General features: G+C 41.2%; 10 protein-coding genes. 7 read left to right on the top strand and 3 right to left on the bottom strand.

The genetic code is table 11. The annotated features are described in order from the left end of the window. Positions 1 to 106: 106 nt before the first annotated feature. On the bottom strand, positions 107 to 610 hold the full coding sequence (locus AB9N12_RS05970; RefSeq protein WP_369890544.1) for an RNA polymerase sigma factor: 504 nt from the start codon (positions 608 to 610) through the stop codon (positions 107 to 109). A 257-nt stretch (positions 611 to 867) separates the two neighbouring features. Between AB9N12_RS05970 and AB9N12_RS05965 the strand changes: the two genes are divergently transcribed. Together AB9N12_RS05965 and AB9N12_RS05960 are read left to right on the top strand one after the other, a co-directional pair. After that, positions 868 to 1686, top strand: coding sequence for a 1-acyl-sn-glycerol-3-phosphate acyltransferase (locus tag AB9N12_RS05965; protein ID WP_369890542.1), 819 nt, complete (start codon positions 868 to 870; stop codon positions 1684 to 1686). Between the two features lie 26 nt (positions 1687 to 1712). Then, positions 1713 to 2729 (top strand): GNAT family N-acetyltransferase, encoded by a 1017-nt coding sequence (locus AB9N12_RS05960; RefSeq protein ID WP_369890540.1) that lies wholly within the window; start codon positions 1713 to 1715, stop codon positions 2727 to 2729. Here AB9N12_RS05960 and dgt read toward each other — a convergent pair. Continuing rightward, the gene (dgt, locus tag AB9N12_RS05955) at positions 2701 to 4047 is read right to left on the bottom strand and encodes a dGTP triphosphohydrolase (RefSeq protein ID WP_369890538.1); all 1347 of its coding nucleotides are present in this window, start codon (positions 4045 to 4047) and stop codon (positions 2701 to 2703) included. The two genes, AB9N12_RS05960 and dgt, sit on opposite strands and share 29 nt — an antisense overlap. Positions 4048 to 4172: 125 nt before the next feature. On the opposite strand from dgt, the gene dut reads away from it, so the two are divergent. The 5 genes from dut to AB9N12_RS05930 are packed head-to-tail and all read left to right on the top strand — an operon-like array spanning position 4173 to position 12309. Continuing rightward, positions 4173 to 4604 carry a dUTP diphosphatase gene (dut, locus tag AB9N12_RS05950; RefSeq protein ID WP_369890536.1) on the top strand — a complete coding sequence of 144 codons (432 nt, stop codon included), beginning with the start codon at positions 4173 to 4175 and terminating at the stop codon, positions 4602 to 4604. Between the two features lie 24 nt (positions 4605 to 4628). After that, on the top strand, positions 4629 to 6401 hold the full coding sequence (locus tag AB9N12_RS05945) for a tetratricopeptide repeat protein (RefSeq protein WP_369890534.1): 1773 nt from the start codon (positions 4629 to 4631) through the stop codon (positions 6399 to 6401). Next, positions 6398 to 6973: a DUF4292 domain-containing protein gene (locus AB9N12_RS05940; protein WP_369890532.1), complete on the top strand. Its 576-nt coding sequence runs from the start codon at positions 6398 to 6400 to the stop codon at positions 6971 to 6973. The genes AB9N12_RS05945 and AB9N12_RS05940 overlap by 4 nt, the downstream gene beginning before the upstream one ends. Further along, a complete protein-coding gene (locus AB9N12_RS05935) occupies positions 6970 to 8271 on the top strand; it encodes a murein hydrolase activator EnvC (protein WP_369890530.1) in 1302 nt (433 codons plus the stop codon). The genes AB9N12_RS05940 and AB9N12_RS05935 overlap by 4 nt, the downstream gene beginning before the upstream one ends. Before the next feature lie 21 nt (positions 8272 to 8292). Continuing rightward, positions 8293 to 12309 (top strand): two-component regulator propeller domain-containing protein, encoded by a 4017-nt coding sequence (locus tag AB9N12_RS05930; RefSeq protein ID WP_369890528.1) that lies wholly within the window; start codon positions 8293 to 8295, stop codon positions 12307 to 12309. A 93-nt stretch (positions 12310 to 12402) separates the two neighbouring features. Here the strand turns inward: AB9N12_RS05930 and AB9N12_RS05925 are convergent, their stop codons facing one another. Beyond that, on the bottom strand, positions 12403 to 14088 hold the full coding sequence (locus AB9N12_RS05925) for an arylsulfatase (RefSeq protein ID WP_369890526.1): 1686 nt from the start codon (positions 14086 to 14088) through the stop codon (positions 12403 to 12405). Positions 14089 to 14091: the final 3 nt, after the last annotated feature.

The raw sequence follows: 14091 nt of genomic DNA, 5'->3' as shown, positions 1-14091 counted from the left end.
GACAGAATATACCGGAGTATTTCTGCCTTTTAATCATTATCAAAACTAAAAATCTACATTAAGGAAATATATGACTCAAAATCGTTAAGTCTTATATTGTTAAGGTTTAGCGGAATTCTTTCAATTCTTCCTGTAATTTTTGGCGCGTGAAGAAGATACGACTTTTCACTGTGCCTAACGGGAGGTTTAGTTTTTCCGCAATTTCACGGTATTTGAATCCTGAAACGTGCATTGCGAACGGAACTCTGTATTCTTTGGGGAGTTTGTTGACTACACGGTGCATCTCTTGCAGGTCGTATGCCCTTTCTGTGTTTTCAGAACTTCTATCCTGTGGCAAATTCAGATGATAAAGATTATCAGTTTGGTCGATGAATGTCTGGTCACGGACTACCTTGCGATAGTTATTTATGAATATATTACGCATGATGGTATACATCCATCCTTTGAAATTTGTATCAGGGGTATATTTATCTTCATTATCTAAAGCTTTTAGTGATGTTTCCTGTAGCAAATCATTTGCTTCTTCAGGGTCAGTTGTTAGTTTATAAGCGAAGCGTAGTAATTCATCTTGTACTCCTATTAAGTCTTTTCTGAAGCTTAAACTATTCATAATGTGTTGCTTTTTAAAGTGAATATTCGTTTGTTCTTTTGATGTTGCAAGTTTACATGATTTTCTGATGCCCGATAGGGGGAAATCTGACTTTTTTTACCTAAAAACTATCCTCAGATAGTTTTTAGGTCATTTCTGATAGTTTTTGGGTGGTATTTTTTTTATGTTCTGAACTTAAATCCTGCATTTTCTACCAATTTATTGCGATTAATAAAAAAGAACCGTTAATTTTGTGCCATCATTTTTATTTGAAAAGAATGACTGATGACTCTTTATTTTTGATCGATGTCGATAAAATACTCCGGACAAAGGCTCCGAAGCATTATAAGTATGTCCCTAAGTTTGTGATTTCTTACTTGAAGAAAATTATTCATCAAGATGAGATTAATGTATTTTTGGATGAGTCGAAAGGTAAACTGGGAGTGGACTTTCTGGAAGCATGTATGGATTTTCTGGATGTGAAAGTGGATGTGAAAGGCATTGAGAATTTGCCTAAGGATGGTCTGTATACTTTTGTTTCCAATCATCCGCTGGGCGGACAGGATGGTGTTGCGCTTGGTTATGTGTTAGGAAAACACTATGATGGGAAAGTAAAATATTTGGTGAATGATTTGTTGATGAATTTACACGGGTTAGCTCCCCTTTGCATACCTATTAATAAAACCGGCAAGCAAACAAAGGACTTCCCGAAGATCGTGGAAGCCGGATTCCAGTCCGATGATCAGCTGATTATGTTTCCTGCCGGATTGTGCTCGCGCCGTCGAAACGGGGTTATTCGTGACTTGGAATGGAAAAAGGCATTTGTAGTAAAGAGCATACAAGCAAAACGTGATGTAATACCTGTGCATTTTGGAGGCAGGAATTCTGATTTCTTTTACAATCTGGCGAACGTTTGCAAGGCGCTGGGTATTAAGTTTAATGTTGCTATGTTATATCTTGCAGATGAAATGTTTAGGAATCGCCACAAAACTTTTACTGTCACTTTTGGAAAGCCCATACCCTGGCAGACTTTTGATAAATCGAAAACTCCTGTGCAGTGGGCTGAATACGTAAAGGATATTGTTTATAAATTGTAACTGATAGAACAACTATAACAAGGAATATGGAAGAGATTATTAAACCGGTAAGCAAAGAACTGCTAAAAGCAGAATTGACGGAAGACAGGCGCTTACGAATGACGAATAAGAGTAATAATCAGATTTATATTATTACTCATCGGAATGCCCCTAATGTGATGAGAGAGATTGGTCGTTTGCGTGAGATAGCTTTCCGTGCTGCTGGTGGAGGTACGGGTCTGTCAATGGATATCGATGAATATGATACGATGGAACACCCCTACAAGCAGTTGATTGTATGGAATCCGGAAGCGGAAGAAATTCTGGGTGGTTACCGGTATTTGTTGGGTACGGACGTGCGTTTTGATGAAAAGGGTGCCCCGATTCTGGCTACTTCCCATATGTTTCATTTCTCTGATACTTTTATTAAAGAATACCTGCCGCAGACTATTGAGCTAGGACGTTCGTTTGTTACGCTTGAATATCAGTCTACCCGTGCCGGAAGTAAAGGCTTGTTTGCGTTGGATAACTTGTGGGATGGATTGGGGGCGTTGACTGTGGTTATGCCAAATGTAAAATATTTTTTTGGTAAAGTGACCATGTATCCAAGCTATCATCGTCGTGGCCGTGATATGATTCTTCATTTCCTCAAGAAGCATTTTTATGACAAAGAGAAGCTTGTTACTCCGATCGAGCCTTTGAAAATTGAAACTTCCGAAGAAGAGTTGAATGCGCTGTTTTGCAAGCATTCCTTTAAGGAGGACTATAAAATATTGAACGGTGAAATCCGTAAACTGGGATATAATATTCCTCCACTGGTAAACGCATATATGAGTCTAAGTCCTACTATGCGTATGTTCGGAACAGCAATCAATTACGAGTTCGGCGATGTGGAAGAGACTGGTATTCTGATTGCTGTAGACGAGATTCTCGAAGATAAACGGATTCGACACATCCAAACGTTTATTGAAGGTCATCCGGATGCGCTGAGGTTGTCTTCTTGCGGAGGTGGAGAAGTGTTTACTCCTAAAGTGGTTACACCGCAGGCAGACTGTTCCCGTTAATTTTGCGATAAAGATCAAGAGCAAAAACATCGGTCATTCCCGATATATAATCAAGTACCGCCTGTATTCTTTCATAGAGTACGGGCGATTTTATATGATATTGGCTGGAAACCCGGTCGATCAGGATTTTGGAATAAGCCTTTTCGGGGGAAGTTATGGCGTCTATCATTAATTCTAGTAAGGTGCTGATGATGCGGAACCCCGCCAGCTCAATATCCAGTACGTCCCGTGAACGGTAGATTTTATTGATAGATACTTCAACGCTGTGTTTATAGGCAGCTGCCGGACGTTCGGCTATGCGCTTGATAAGTGATCCCTCGAATGTGCCGGACAGTATCTCTTGCTCATGGTTTAAAAAGACACGGGTGCACTCCCGGATCAGTAAACCGATAGCAGAAGAACGCAGGTAAGCGATTTGCTCGTTGACATCGTTGACGATCAGGAATGTTTTCCGAAGATGTTCCTGCCGTTCTTCACTGAAATAGGCCATTAATAGCTCTTTCGTTTCTTCTGTGGTGAGAATCTTCAGCTTATAGGCATCCTCGATATCCATCATCTGATAACAAATGTCGTCTGCTGCTTCAACCAAATAAACTAGTGGATGGCGTGCATACTTCAGGGGATATTCGTTGAGTAATGTCAGTCCTAATTCTGTTGCAATTTTGTGGAAACCTTCTTCTTCACTAACGAAAAAACCAAACTTGGATTTAGTTCCTGCAAGGCTCGATGAAAAGGGGTATTTTACGATAGAAGCCAAGGTGGTGTATGTTAGTACGAATCCGCCTTTGCGACGTCCCTCGAACTGATGCGTTAGTATCCGGAAGGCATTTGCATTTCCTTCAAAATGCGTCAAATCTTCCCATTCCATCGGAGAAAGTTGTTCTCCGTCAGGTTGTTTCTCTTTCAGACGAACTCCTTTCCCTTCAGAGAAGAATGTGGAAATAGCTTTTTCGCCTGAGTGACCGAAAGGCGGATTGCCTAAATCGTGTGCCAAGCAAGCAGCCGAAACGATGGAACCGATCTCCGGGAGGAAAGAATCCTGAAGCTCCGGTTGGCGTTTCAGAATCGCTTTGGCAACATCGTCCCCGAGTGAGCGGCCAACGCTAGCGACTTCTAGACTGTGCGTAAGGCGATTGTGTACAAAAACGCTGCCTGGTAGGGGGAATACTTGCGTTTTGTTCTGTAATCTGCGGAAAGGAGCCGAGAATATAAGACGGTCATAGTCCCGTTGGAATTCGGAGCGGTTTTCTTGTCGTTCCTCATGGAATTCTTCCATTCCGAAACGTTTAGCTGATATTAATTGGTTCCAATTCATCATTTTAATTGTATTTTTTAGTATTTACCATTCGCAAATTGGCTGCAGGTACATTATTTAACTGCAAACTTAACTATTTTTCAGTTCAAAATGTGTATTTTCGCCCTTTAAATAGTAAATATGCATTTATGAATATTCAAGTTGTCAATAAATCGAAGCATCCGCTTCCGGCCTATGCCACTGAATTATCCGCAGGAATGGATATCCGTGCTAATCTTTCTGAACCTATCACACTGGAACCGTTGCAACGTTGTCTGGTACCGACAGGATTATATATCGCCTTGCCGAAGGGTTTTGAAGCTCAAATTCGTCCACGTAGCGGATTGGCGATAAAGAAAGGTATTACAGTGCTCAATTCTCCGGGTACGGTTGATGCGGACTATCGTGGAGAGATTTGTATCATTTTAGTCAATCTCTCATCTGAAGCATTTGTGATTGAAGATGGTGAACGTATTGCGCAGATGGTAATAGCGAAGCACGAACAGCCTGCATGGCAGGAAGTGGAAGTGCTGGATGAAACAGAACGGGGAGCTGGTGGTTTCGGACATACCGGAGTATGATGAATGTTTAATTGGGAAAATAGAATGAGAATAAAAATAGGATGGTTGTTGGTGACGATATTGATGCTCACTTCGTGTGGAGGCATCCGTTCTGTGCGTACAGAAAAAACTGTAGCGAAAGCAAGTGGAGCTTCTGTGGTGAAGGAGTTTTTGATTCCTGCTGAGAAACAGCGTAAGTATGACTACTTCTTTTTGGAAGCCATGCGGATGAAAGAAAAGAAAGAGTATGATGCGGCATTTTGCTTGTTACAGCATTGTTTGGATATCAATCCTTCTGCCTCTTCTGCGCTTTATGAAATATCCCAATATTATATGTTCCTTCGCCAAGTACCGCAAGGTCAGGTTGCTCTGGAACAGGCTGTAGCTTTTGAGCCTGATAACTATTGGTATAGTCAGGGATTGGTTAGTCTGTATCAGCAACAAAATGAATTGGATAAGGCTGCGGCTTTGCTTGAGAAGATGGTAGCCCGTTTCCCGTCAAAGCAGGACCCTTTGCTCACTCTTCTTGATATTTACGGTCGTCAGGAGAAATATAATGATGTTATTTCGACATTGAACCGTTTAGAGAAACGATTGGGTAAGAATGAACAGTTGTCTATGGAGAAATTCCGTATCTATCTTCAGATGAAAGATGATAAGAAGGCATTTCAGGAAATAGAAAGTCTGGTACAGGAATATCCGATGGATATGCGTTATCAGGTGATACTAGGGGATGTATACCTTCAAAACGGGAAAAAGCAGGAAGCTTATGATGCATACCAGAAGGTGCTGGCTGTAGAGCCTGACAATCCGATGGCTCTCTTCTCTATGGCTTCTTATTATGAACAGACCGGGCAGAAAGAGTTGTATCAACAGCAACTGGATACCTTATTGCTGAATAAAAAGGTGACTCCGGATATTAAAATCAATGTCATGAGACAGGTGATTGTGGAAAATGAACAGTCGGCCGCTAAAGATAGCACTCAAGTAATTGCTCTGTTTGACCGGATGATGAAGCAGGATGTAGATGACCCGCAGATACCGATGCTTTATTCTCAATACCTGTTGTCGAAGAATATGGAAAAGGAAGCTGTCCCAGTTTTGGAGCAGGTGGTAGATTTGGATCCTGCCAATAAGGCGGCTCGTCTGATGCTGGTTAGTGCGGCGGTGAAGCAGGAAGACTACAAGCAAATTATCAAAGTTTGCGAACCGGGTATTGAAGCCACGCCCGATGCATTGGAACTTTATTATTATTTGGCCATTGCTTATCATCAGGCAGAACAAATAGATAGTGTATTGAGTGTCTGCAATAGAGCATTGGAACATATAACCGCTGATACCAAAAAAGAAGTCATTTCAGATTTCTATTCCATTATGGGGGATATTTATCATACCAAGAAGCAGATGGCAGAGGCCTATGCTGCTTATGATTCAGCTTTGGTATACAATCCTTCCAATGTTGGAGTATTGAATAACTATGCTTATTATTTGTCTGTGGAACGTCGTGACTTGGACAAAGCGGAAGAGATGAGTTATAAAACGGTGAAAGCCGAACCTAATAATTCGACCTATCTTGATACTTATGCATGGATTCTTTTTGAAAAGGGAAACTATGCTGAAGCCCGTATCTATATTGATAATGCGATGAAAAACGATGGTGAGAAAAGTGATGTGGTTGTGGAGCATTGCGGGGATATTTATTTTATGACTGGAGATGTGGAAGGTGCGTTGAAGTACTGGGAGAAAGCACAGGAAATGGGTAGTGAGTCGAAACTGTTGAAACAAAAAATAGAAAAGAAGAAATATATTGCGGAATGAAAAGAATAGTTTATCTATTACTGTTGGTAGTAGTGCTGGCAGGCTGTAAGGGTTCGAAGCATTTAGCTACCTCGGAAACTAAGACTTCGACAAAGGCTCCGACATCCAGTTATCTGGCTTCCAAGCTTCAGTTAACCATTCCCGGCAAGAAGGGAAGTATGTCTGTAGGGGGGACCATGAAGATGAAAACTCATGAACGGGTACAAGTCTCCTTATTGATGCCTATTCTGCGTATGGAAGTGGCACGTATAGAAGTTACTCCCGATGAAATTTTATTGGTAGACAGGATGAATAAACGTTTTGTTCGTGCCACTAAAACTGATTTAAAGAATGTGTTCTCAAAGAATGTGGAATTCTCCCGTCTGGAAAAGATTTTGATAGATGCTTCTCTTCCCGGTGGAAAGACAGAGCTGACAGGAAAAGATATAGGAATTCCTTCATTGGAAAAGGCTAAAGTTCAACTTTATGAGTTTTCTACACAAGAGTTTTCAATGAATCCAACGGAACTGACGTCTAAGTATAACCAAGTTCCTTTGGAAGAATTAGTAAAAATGCTGGTAGCTTTATTATGATGAAACGTTTCTTTGTTATTCTAATCAGTTGCCTTTGGTTGGCAGTTCCTCTTTTCGCTCAATCGAATAAGTTGATTCGTGAGTTGGAAAGTAAACGCGGTGTGCTACAAAAACAGATTGCCGAATCGGAATCTATATTGAAGAATACAAAGAAAAATGTGGGAAGTCAGTTGAATAATCTAGCTATGTTGACTGGACAGATTGAAGAACGGAAGCGCTATATTATAGCTATCAACAATGATGTGGAGGCTATCCTGCGTGAATTAACTTTATTGGAGCGGCAGTTGAGAGGGCTGGAGAAGGATTTGAAAGATAAAAAGAAGAAATATGAAGCTTCTGTCCAGTATTTGTATAAGAATAAGTCGATAGAGGAGAAGCTAATGTTTATTTTTTCGGCAAAGAATCTCGAACAGACTTATCGGCGTATGCGATACGTTCGTGAATATGCCACTTATCAACGTCTGCAAGGAGAAGAAATCCTGAAGAAACAAGAACAGATACGCAAGAAGAAAGCTGAACTTCAACAGGTGAAAGCTGCCAAAGAGAACCTGTTAAAAGAACGTGAAAACGAAAAGGTGAAGTTGGAAGAGCAGGAAAAAGAGAAACGTATGTTAGTGGCTAATTTGCAAAAGAAACAGAAAGGGTTGCAGTATGAGATTGATAAAAAACGCAAGGAAGCTAATCAACTGAATGCTCGTATCGATAAATTAATTGCGGAAGAAATAGAACGTGCCCGTAAGCGTGCACAGGAAGAAGCCCGTCGTGAAGCCACTGCTCGTAAGAAAGAGGAAAGTAAGGAGGGAAAAACTCCTGCAACGGAAACGGCTGCTAAATCGAAACCTCTTGAAGTTTATACCATGAGTAAGGCGGATCGGGAATTATCGGGTAACTTTGTTGCGAATCGTGGAAAATTGCCAATGCCTATATCTGGTGCTTATATTATCACTAGCCATTACGGACAATATGCCGTAGAGGGTTTGCGTAACGTGAAACTGGATAACAAGGGTATGGATATTCAGGGAAAACCGGGTGCACAGGCGCGTGCCATTTTTGATGGAAAAGTGGCGGCTGTATTCCAATTGAACGGATTATTTAATGTTCTCATTCGTCATGGTAATTATATTTCAGTTTATTGCAATCTTTCTTCTGCCTCCGTTAAGGCTGGTGATGCGGTGAAGACGAAACAATCCATTGGCCAGGTCTTTTCCGACGGTACGGATAATGGGCGGACGGTATTGCATTTCCAGTTGCGTAGGGAGAAAGAAAAGTTGAATCCTGAACCTTGGCTGAACCGATAGTTGAATAAAAAAAAACGTAGAATGAAGTTAACTAAAGTACTAATATGTTTGCTTGGATTTTGGACAGGAACATTATTCGCGTCTCCTTATTTTTCATTCAAGAAATATCAGGTAGAGGATGGATTATCTCATAATACTGTATGGTGTGCTCTTCAAGATAGTTATGGCTTTGTCTGGTTGGGTACCAGTGATGGATTGAACCGTTATGACGGGCGGGGAAATAAAGTGTACCGGAATGTTCTCAACGAAAAGTTCTCATTAGAAAACAATTTTGTGGAAGCCTTGATAGAGGTGGACCATAATATCTGGGTTGGAACAAATTCCGGGCTTTATATTTATGATCGTGACACCGATTGTTTTTCTTATTTCGATAAAACTACGCAGTACGGTGTGTGTATCAGTAGTGAGATTAAAAAGATTATAAAGACGGAAAACGGTCTTATTTGGATTGCCACTTTGGGACAGGGATTTTTTATTTATGATCCGAAAACTGAGGCCTTAACTCAAAATAGTATTCAAACTTCTTTTGTTTGGGATCTCTGTCAGAGTGTCAATCAAAAGAGGGTATATATTTCTTCTTTACAAGAAGGATTGTTGTGCTTTGATGAGAATGGGAAGTTTCTCCGGACATACGAAATTTCATTGGAAACAGATGCCTCTGATAGTTATAGAGTGAACTGTATCCTGAATGTCGATGGAGAAATCTGGATTGGTGCAGGAAACAATTTACTGAGTCGTTTGGATGAACGGACCGGAGCTATAGACAACTATAGTGGTTCGGTGTTTAATTTCGGAGCAGTCCATTGTTTGTTGAAGTATACGGATAAAGAGTTGTTGGTCGGGACTGATAATGGGCTTTATCTGTTCAATCAGGATACGAACACATTCCGACGGGCGGATAATCCGGCGGATCCGAGAAGCTTGAGTGATCAAACGATCAATGGAATGATGTGGGATGTTGAAGGAGCTCTTTGGGTGTTGACCAACCTAGGGGGAATCAACTATATGTCGAAGCAAACTAAACGTTTTGATTATTATTCGCCAGCTTACCTGGCTGGGGTATTGGGAGCTGGGGAAGTGGTTGCTCCTTTCTGTGAGAATAAAGATGGGAATATTTGGATTGGAACTCAAAGTGGTTTGTATTTTTTCAATGCCACTACCCGGGAGCTTTCTCCTTATGCTATTGGAGGAGATAAAAATCAAAAGTATGATATTCGTTCTTTAATGTTGGATGGTGACTATTTATGGGTCGGTACTTATGCTGGAGGAATACGGGTTGTCAATTTGCGTACAGGAGCAGTAAAGTCCTATACTCACTCGCGTGGAATCCCCAATACCATTTGTAGTAACGATGTGTTGTGTATCTATAAAGGACGGAAAGGAGATATCTATGTAGGTACAGGTTGGGGGTTGTGCCGTTATAATCCTGTGGAAGATAACTTTATGACCATCACAAGTATCGGTTCAATGGTTTCTGTTGTCGATATATATGAGGATATGTACAATCATCTCTGGATCGCAACTTCCAATAGTGGTGTGTTTTCTTGTAATACAATGAATGCTCACTGGAGACATTATCGGCATGAGCGAGAAGATTCGACTACTATTACCAGTAATTCGGTCATCACTTTGTTTGAAGATGCGAAAGGAACCATGTGGTTTGGTACCAATGGGGGAGGGTTATGTTCTTTTGATGCTAAAGAGAAAAGATTCATTGAGTTTGATCCGCATAATACTTTATTACCCAACAAGGTTATTTATGCTATTGAGCAAGATCAGGGAGGTGATTTCTGGATATCCAGTAATGCCGGAATTTTTAAGATTAATCCTGTCACTAAAGAACATTCTCGTCAATTTACAATTAATGATGGCTTGCAAGGAAATCAGTTTATAGCCCGTTCTTCATTGAAATCATCTGAAGGGAAAATTTATTTTGGTGGCATAAATGGCTTTAATGTATTTCAGCCGGAACAGTTTGTTGATAATGAATACATTCCTCCGGTTTATGTGACTGATATCCGGTTGCCTTATCAAACAGAAGTTCAGGAGGTGAAGAAACTGCTTCAATTGGATAAACCGCTTTATCTGGCTGATAAGGTGACTTTATCTTATGAAAACAATAGTTTCTCCATCCGTTTTGTCGCTCTTAGCTTTGAAGATCCGGGGAAGAATCGGTATTCTTATATACTTCGGGGAGTAGACAAGGAGTGGATTATGAATACCGATAACAATATAGCCTCTTACACCAATTTACCTCCCGGTGAGTATCTGTTTGAAGTCAGAGGCTCTAATAATGATTGCCAGTGGAATGAGAATACTACCACTTTAAAGGTGGTGATTACTCCTCCCTGGTGGCGTAGTACTTTTGCTTATGTGGTTTATGTTCTTTTGCTATTGGGATGGATCGTCTGGATGGCTTGGAGATGGAACCTTCGTGTTAAACGCAAATATAAACGACGAATGGAAAAATATCAGATTGCTAAAGAACAAGAGGTTTATAAATCAAAGATCAGTTTTTTCATCAATCTTGTACATGAGATACGTACTCCGCTTAGTTTGATATGCCTTCCTTTGGAAAAACTGCTGGAGAAGGAACGCGAAGGAAAGGATGTCAAGTATCTATCTGTGATAGATAAGAATGTAAACTATTTGTTGAGTATAACTAATGAGTTGCTTGATTTCCAGAAAATGGAGAGCGGTACCTTGCACCTGAATCTGAAGAATAGTGATATTAAAGAATTGGTTAACGACGTTTATAATCAGTTTACGAGTCCTGCTGAACTAAAAGGTATTGATTTACAGCTTATTCTACCTGAACAAGAACTGACATCAGCAGTGGATCGGGAAAAATTAAGTAAGATTTTGGTCAACTTGATGGGAAATGCCATTAAATATGCCCATGCGCGTATCGACTTGAAATTGTTGCTTACTGATGGGGGGTATGAGATACGAGTGAATGATGATGGTCCCGGGATACCGGACGGGCAAAAACTGAAGATATTTGAACCTTTTTATCAATTGCCTGACGATAAAACAGCTACAGCAGTAGGTACAGGGATCGGATTGGCATATGCGAAAACCTTGGCAGAGGCCCATCAGGGAGAGTTGTATCTGAAAGATAATGTTGGGGGTGGTTCTTCTTTTATATTGTCTCTTCCGATGACAGAATGGGAAACGGGAAAGACTGCTGATATTGTAAATATACATTCGGAGCATACGAATGTTTCTGATAGCGTTTCTTCGGAGTATTCGGGAAAGAAGTTTACGGTTCTGTTGGTTGAGGATAATGTTGATTTGTTGAATTTGATTCGTGAGTCATTGACAGAATGGTTCCGTGTGTTGAGGGCTTCTAATGGTCGTGAAGCACTTGAAGTGCTTGCGCAGGAAAATGTGGATGTAATAGTGAGTGACGTTATGATGCCGGAGATGGATGGTCTGGAACTTTGCTGCAAGGTGAAATCTGAAATATCTTATTCACATATTCCGGTCATTTTATTAACGGCGAAGACCACTTTAGAGGCTAAAGTTGAAGGGCTTGCATGTGGGGCGGATGTATATATTGAGAAACCTTTCTCTGTCAAGCAGCTTCGTATGCAGATTGAGAACCTGTTGAAGTTGAGGCAGTCTTTCCATAAATTAATGGTGAGCTTGGCTGGGGATACGGTTACTGTTTCTACAACAGACTTTGCAATGTCTCAGAAAGATTGTGAGTTTGTAACAAAGATACAAGGGGTGATCGCAGGACAATTGGCAGATGAGAATTTTTCTATAGATACTCTTGCTGAACAAATGAACATGAGCCGTTCCAATTTCTATCGGAAGATAAAAGCTTTGTCCGGAATGTCGCCCAATGATTATTTGAAGACACTTCGTATGAATAAGGCGGCCGAATTGATAATGAGTGGTATTCGCATTGCAGAGGTTGCTGCACAGGTTGGGTTTACTTCTTCTTCTTATTTTGCGAAGTGCTTTAAAGCCCAATATGGGGTACTTCCTAAAGAATATGCAGGTCAGCCTCCGGTTTCGGATGAGGCATGATAAACAGACAAAGACATATAAAAACTCCTGCCATGTAATATCGTAAGATATTTCCCGGCAGGAGTAAAATATAAATAATTGATCGAACTCTTTTTATTTCTTTTTCTGCCCCGGATAAGGCTCTACCATACAGCGTTTAGCCCATGCTTCGTAAGCCTTTGTCATTTCGGCTACTTTTTCAGGGTATTGTGTTGCCTGATTATACATTTCGCTCCGGTCTTCATTCAGATTGTATAGCTCCCATTGTGCATTTTCCCCCGGACGAACCAGTTTCCAACCGTCCTTAGAAAGGAATGCACGTTCGTTGTAGTGTTCGAATCCTAGGTAGTCGTGTCCTTCGCGATGTCCGTTCTTGAAAATAGGAACCAGGCTCTTCCCTTCCAATGGGAGGATATCATGTCCTTTATATTGGGTAGGATAAGTAGCTCCTGCTATATCGATACAAGTAGCCATGATGTCCATTACATGTCCGATTTCGGGCGTCATCTTTCCTATGTTTTTCTTGATTCCTTTCGGCCAGTGAGCAATCATCGGAGTACAGATTCCTCCTTCATAGGATTTTGCTTTCCAGAAGCGGAACGGTGTATTGGCTACATTCGCCCAGCGTGCTCCCAGTGATGCATAAGTTGTTTCCGGTCCGGGCAGTACTTCTTTGTTATGAGGATAAACCATTTTCTCTCCTTTACGTGTCATATCAGGTCGGTCATTTTCTCCTGGAGAGTAATTCTGACAATTTTCATTGCTGCATCCGTTGTCGGAAAGGAATAGAATCAGCGTGTTTTCAAGTTGTCCGGTCTTTTCTAGGGCATCGATAACTTGTCCTATTCCTTGGTCCATACGGTCGATCATCGCTGCATGAACAGCCATGGCGCGTGCATCCCATTCCGCATGCGGGTTGTTCTCCCATTTATCTTTGAACTGTCTGTCAGACAAGAAATTATCCATACCAGAGAATATGCCTAGTTGTTTCTGACGTTCGTAACGGGCATTACGGATAGCTTCCCAGCCTACTTTATAGGTATCCTTATATTTTTCAATATCTTCAGGCAGTGCATGCAATGGCCAGTGTGGTGCTGTGTAGGCCAAATACATAAAGAATGGTTTATCGTTTTCCGCATACTCTTTCACTTCTTTCACAGCACGATCTGAAAGTGCCTGTGTGATATAGTATCCATCGGGTACTTCTTTTACGGGAACTTCTCCTTCTACCAAGCTAAATGGATCAAAATAGTCCACCACTCCGTAGATTGTTCCGTAGTGAGTGTCAAATCCACGGTTTACAGGATAATGACAGAGGTCGGAATATGTTTCGTGATATACGTGATGTGCGAGCCATTCACGTTGGTCTTTGCGTAGCGGAGTTTCTGCGATGTGCCATTTACCTACCATGCTGGTTGCGTATCCTGATTCTTTCAATACTTCGGCAATGGTAACTGCATTTCGTGACAGTGTACCTCGGTATCCGGGCAGATGGTCATCGAAAGTCATACGTCCGATTCCCGCCTGGTGTTGATAAAGTCCTGTCAGCAGGGAAGCACGCGTCGGACAACTACGGCTAGTGTTATAGAAATGATTGAAACGGACTCCTTGTTTTGCCAGTTTGTCCAGATTGGGTGTGTGAATTTCACTACCGTAGCATCCCAGGTCGGAATAGCCAAGGTCATCTGCAAGAATTATCAGGATATTAGGTCTTTGATCGGATTTTTTCCCTTTGGCATTTGCAGCAGTGTTGCCGGTTATTATCAGTGCTGCCGGCAGAAGAAAAGCTTTAGAATTCATGAA

This window comes from Bacteroides sp. AN502(2024) (assembly GCF_041227145.1).
In the GTDB taxonomy this organism is placed as follows: Bacteria; Bacteroidota; Bacteroidia; order Bacteroidales; family Bacteroidaceae; genus Bacteroides.
Note: the sequence above shows the minus strand (reverse complement) of the source record. Positions and strands in the feature narration are given on the sequence as shown.

Coding starts and splice junctions, on each gene's coding strand:
- AB9N12_RS05945 (WP_369890534.1), top strand. CDS start 4,629: ATGAGAATAAAAATAGGATGGTTGTTGGTGACGATATTGATGCTCACT.
- AB9N12_RS05940 (WP_369890532.1), top strand. CDS start 6,398: ATGAAAAGAATAGTTTATCTATTACTGTTGGTAGTAGTGCTGGCAGGC.
- AB9N12_RS05930 (WP_369890528.1), top strand. CDS start 8,293: ATGAAGTTAACTAAAGTACTAATATGTTTGCTTGGATTTTGGACAGGA.
- dut (WP_369890536.1), top strand. CDS start 4,173: ATGAATATTCAAGTTGTCAATAAATCGAAGCATCCGCTTCCGGCCTAT.
- AB9N12_RS05970 (WP_369890544.1), bottom strand. CDS start 610: ATGAATAGTTTAAGCTTCAGAAAAGACTTAATAGGAGTACAAGATGAA.
- AB9N12_RS05935 (WP_369890530.1), top strand. CDS start 6,970: ATGATGAAACGTTTCTTTGTTATTCTAATCAGTTGCCTTTGGTTGGCA.
- AB9N12_RS05925 (WP_369890526.1), bottom strand. CDS start 14,088: ATGAATTCTAAAGCTTTTCTTCTGCCGGCAGCACTGATAATAACCGGC.
- AB9N12_RS05965 (WP_369890542.1), top strand. CDS start 868: ATGACTGATGACTCTTTATTTTTGATCGATGTCGATAAAATACTCCGG.
- AB9N12_RS05960 (WP_369890540.1), top strand. CDS start 1,713: ATGGAAGAGATTATTAAACCGGTAAGCAAAGAACTGCTAAAAGCAGAA.
- dgt (WP_369890538.1), bottom strand. CDS start 4,047: ATGATGAATTGGAACCAATTAATATCAGCTAAACGTTTCGGAATGGAA.